Source organism: Spirosoma terrae, assembly GCF_010435915.1.
Taxonomy (GTDB): Bacteria; Bacteroidota; Bacteroidia; order Cytophagales; family Spirosomataceae; genus Spirosoma; species Spirosoma terrae.
The window spans coordinates 1-4093 of sequence record NZ_JAAFZH010000033.1 but is presented as its reverse complement, the minus strand read 5'-3'; the positions used below and the strand labels follow the sequence as shown (position 1 = coordinate 4093).

General features: G+C 47.5%; 3 protein-coding genes. 1 reads left to right on the top strand and 2 read right to left on the bottom strand.

Translation table 11 applies throughout. The annotated features are described in order from the left end of the window. Positions 1-141 precede the first annotated feature (141 nt). Positions 142-1770 carry a Na+/H+ antiporter gene (locus GK108_RS30825; protein WP_163955453.1) on the top strand — a complete coding sequence of 543 codons (1629 nt, stop codon included), beginning with the start codon at positions 142-144 and terminating at the stop codon, positions 1768-1770. A 380-nt stretch (positions 1771-2150) separates the two neighbouring features. Here the strand turns inward: GK108_RS30825 and GK108_RS30820 are convergent, their stop codons facing one another. Then, positions 2151-2645, bottom strand: a complete 495-nt coding sequence (locus tag GK108_RS30820; RefSeq protein ID WP_163955452.1) for a hypothetical protein — start codon at positions 2643-2645, stop codon at positions 2151-2153. Between the two features lie 103 nt (positions 2646-2748). Next, positions 2749-3258, bottom strand: coding sequence for a hypothetical protein (locus tag GK108_RS30815; RefSeq protein ID WP_163955451.1), 510 nt, complete (start codon positions 3256-3258; stop codon positions 2749-2751). Between the last annotated feature and the right edge of the window lie 835 nt (positions 3259-4093).

The window sequence follows — 4093 nt, the reverse complement described above, 5'->3', positions numbered from 1 at the left end:
AATACGCCAGTAGCTATTTCAATTAAACAAGGCCGCATACTGCAGATTAGAATTAACAGTCGTTAAGGTTGAACTCGCTCAGCCATTCTACACGTTGGAACGTAGTGGGTCATTCGTTGCCTTCAAACAAACTCGCATCGTATGATCCACTTTGAAACGGTTATTTTTATTCTCGCCATTCTTATTGGCCTCTCTGCCATAGCGGATAAAATCAAGCTTCCTTATCCTGTCTTGCTGGTAGTCGCAGGTCTTTTGATCGGTTTCACGCCGTTTTTACCTAGTCTGGCCTTGGACCCCAACGTCGCCCTAATAATTTTCCTTCCTCCGCTGCTTTACGATGCAGCCTCCAAAACAGTCTGGCAGGAATTTACCCGGTCCATTCGAACCATTTCCACCCTAGCCGTTACGCTGGTCTTTTTTACTACCAGTGCCGTGGCGATTGCGGCTTACTCCGTCATTCCCCACTTTAGTTGGCCAATGGCTTTCGTACTGGGTGCCATCGTCTCACCTCCTGACGCTGTCGCAGCGGGCAGCATCATTAAGGGACTAGGTCTGAACAAACGGGTCATTGCCATTCTGGAAGGCGAAAGTCTGCTCAATGATGCGTCTGCGCTCATTGCCTACCGGTATGCTTTAGCCACCGTCATGACGGGGCATTTCGTGTTGCTGGAAGCCAGCCTGCAATTTCTGATAGTCGCGGGGGGCGGTCTGTTGATCGGTGGTGGACTCGGCTGGCTATTGACCACTCTGCTCAATCAGATCAATAGCGCCACCGCGCAAACCAGTCTGATTCTGCTGGCTCCTTATATTGCCTATTTAGCCGCTGAACATGTACATATGTCGGGCATTCTGGCCGTCGTCGCAGCCGGATTACTGATTACCCGCCGGGCACCGGAAGTGTTTTCACCCCAGGCCCGCCTGGAATCCAGGGCGATATGGGATACCCTCATTTTTTTGCTAGAAGGAATCATCTTTATTCTGATTGGCCTGCAGTTACCGGCCATCATGGCGGACCTGAACGGGTACACCCGAGACGAGCTGGTGTTGTATAGCGTTGTAATCAGTGGTGTCACCGTCCTCATTCGCATTTTGTGGGTATTTGTTAGTGCCTACTATCCACATCTGCTGGGGTGGTCGAGTCCAACAGGTTCGGATACCGACGAGCAACCCAGCCAGGTGGATTGGCGAAACCTGTTGATTGTAGCCTGGACGGGAACGAGGGGGGTTATTTCTCTGGCAACCGCCCTGGCCCTTCCCCTTACTCTGACAACCGGTCAGTTGTTTCCTCAACGCCCGCTGATTTTATTTTTATCGTTTGTCGTTATAATGGTTACCCTAGTGTTGCAGGGAATGACCTTACCGCTCTTAATTCGACTGTTGGGAATAAAACCCAATAGCGAGCTGAAGCGGGCGGATCAGGCGCTTGAATTTCTGTTAGCTACTCGTTCGCTTGCCTACCTGGAAAACGGCTTTCCGGTCAGCTTATCGGAGCCGCTTAAGCAAGTACTTATCCAGCGATACCGGGGCTTAGTGAATGAACTCGGTGCAACATTGTATCAGACTGATTCGGTGCCAGAACTGGTGACCGATCATGCACTGGTGAATGAGCAGCGGGTCGCCGAGCGAACCCTGGGCCAGTACCAGCAGGCGCTTCTATTGGAACTAGCGACCCAAAACCGCTTCACGGACGAAGTGCTCCGGACGGCGGAACGACGGATCGATTTAGAAATGGCACGGCTCGATGCTTCTCAATCAGCCGCAGACGAATAAGCCTCTGCAACTCATGTCGTCGAAGAGAGTTTGTTTTAGGAGTAGGAGGCTGAGTTATCCAGTGCGTGGATCTTTTGATCTACCCGTTCCGCTAGCTTTGTTAAGATCAGGTATGTTTATTTAATCTTGTCCACGGTCATCACTAGTAACGAGACTGGCGTATGCTACTGTAATGAGTTGACAGAAATTAAAGTGTCAGACAGGTATTCTACAAGTTTCAATCTCATAAAATACTCCAACTTGAAATCAATTGTCTGACCCATCAATTCATAGACCCAGGACAGTTTAATTATCGCTTTACGACGAGGTGGGAGGAGTTGCCGGCAGCTAAGTCATATACATGGGCTAGTATCTGTTACTTATAAATGGAGATCAGAAGTTTACTTGTTTGGGTGATGTAGGCGAATCAACAAGTTCTCATTCCAAGTCAAATTCTGGTTAGTTGTGACCAAACGCTCTTTCATCTGAGTGAGTATATGTTGCTCCATAGCTCGTATTCGAAACCGGGTTATCTCTGAGCTAAATCTAGCTTGATTCTGTGCCGCTCGTTTCTCCACTTGGTCAATAGCCGACTCAAGCCGGAAAATATGAGCCTTCATTTGAACAATTTGTTGTTTGTTTAAGATAATGAGCCGCTGTCTTTCCATTGACCGATAATCAACTGGTCTCGCCAGTATTTGGTGCCATTCTGTTGATGGCTCAGGCGATGGCGTATCGGGTAAGGAAACCTGCTCCTGCTTCCGCTCATTGACCTTATTAAAGAGGTTAATGAGTTTGGTTTGCAGTTCGGGAGAAGCTGAAGCAATCACGGAATTTATGACTGAAAAGATATACTTTTCAAATTGGGCTTTGAATTCATTGCTTAACTCATCCATGAAAGGGCTAGGATTAAGAGTTTGAGTAGGGCTTTAGTTGAAGCTTTGTTTCTACCCGTTCAGCTAGTTGCGTTTAGAGTAGTCCAGTTGTCTTTGGGCGGGATTAGGTTGACATCGTCACTAAAAGCAGGTGGTTTCCGGCCTCCAGATAGGCGCGCATTAGATGGCGATAGAAATAAACTCGATCTCGACCTATGAAAAAAGCTCGTTCGTTTGGGTGGGGACAGGCGAAAAATAAACCATTGGCAAAATGGCCCCAGCCAATTCCGTTGACCTGATTTAAAGCTGGTGAGATAAAGGTAAATTGCTCTTGAGCCGGTGAGAGCGGCCCTACGATGTGGGCAGACTGCCGCATCGCATCCAGCAGATCGGTGATGTCCTGGTGTTGATCCAGGGGGCTCACCTCATCGGTAAAACAAATGCGCTTGCCAGCCAGGGCTGATTGCTGAACCAAATCACTAACCCCTCGAATCAGCTCGATCCAGATGAGCTGGCTTTGCAAGGTAATGGGACCGGAAGACTGGAAAATCTTGGATTCGAACAGAAGGGCTACCTGCTCCAGATGCTCCATTAATTGCGGCTTGGACCAAAGCCTGTCTGAGGAGTCAATCATTTTCAATGACGACATTTGACTGCCGGTAAGCACGCACGCAGCAAGGCTGTTACCGTGTCAACAATGCAATTCGAAAAATGATTGCAAGGCGAGGATGTTAGTTAGCAGCGGCCATAGTCCTACCCATCAAGACAAGGGGCACAAGAACCATCAGTTTGTTTTTTTAGGGTACGTTGACAAGTATGATTGAAAATAAATAAAGCGTTTCAGTACCAATTGTGTTCTACCCTAAACTCGATTTCAGGGCACGTCAAGACAAGAAAAACAAAAACGTTCAGAAAGCAAGCTACGAAGCCCGCCAAAGTGGCGGGACAGCCCGTGCTGCTGAAATACGCTCGCAATGACACAGCGATGATGACGCTGACTGTATCCCTCAAAGCGAAAAAGGGTTAAAGGAGTTTCTTCAGTACGTTATCTATGATCTGTTAGCAACATTCGCGTTTGGATGGGCCGGTTATCACTCCATCCAAGTCGCAAGTTGATGCTTTCTCAACCAATCCCTAACAGCGTGCTTGAGGGGCTTTTGCAGTAAACAATATGCGGATTACTTTTTTTAACCAATCGTTTTGTCATTCTACCAATATGCTGGTCATTACTATGGCGATAGTTCGATCTCACTAAAGCTTAATCGAATGGCATCTCTCAACAATAGTGAAGAAACGACCAGTCTCCGATTTAGTCATCAAAACCTGGCGGCTAACGATGTCAGTGTGATAATTAGTTCGTTTGACTGAATTAACCAACCGATAGGCCATGGTGTATTGAAATGATAGGGTCAATTTACTCGTTGATGGCGCAAAAAGCCTCCTATAATTGGAATAATTACTAACGTACC

Excerpts from the sequence above, each read along its gene's own strand:
- GK108_RS30820 (WP_163955452.1), bottom strand. The coding sequence starts at position 2,645 with ATGGATGAGTTAAGCAATGAATTCAAAGCCCAATTTGAAAAGTATATC.
- GK108_RS30815 (WP_163955451.1), bottom strand. The coding sequence starts at position 3,258 with ATGATTGACTCCTCAGACAGGCTTTGGTCCAAGCCGCAATTAATGGAG.
- GK108_RS30825 (WP_163955453.1), top strand. The coding sequence starts at position 142 with ATGATCCACTTTGAAACGGTTATTTTTATTCTCGCCATTCTTATTGGC.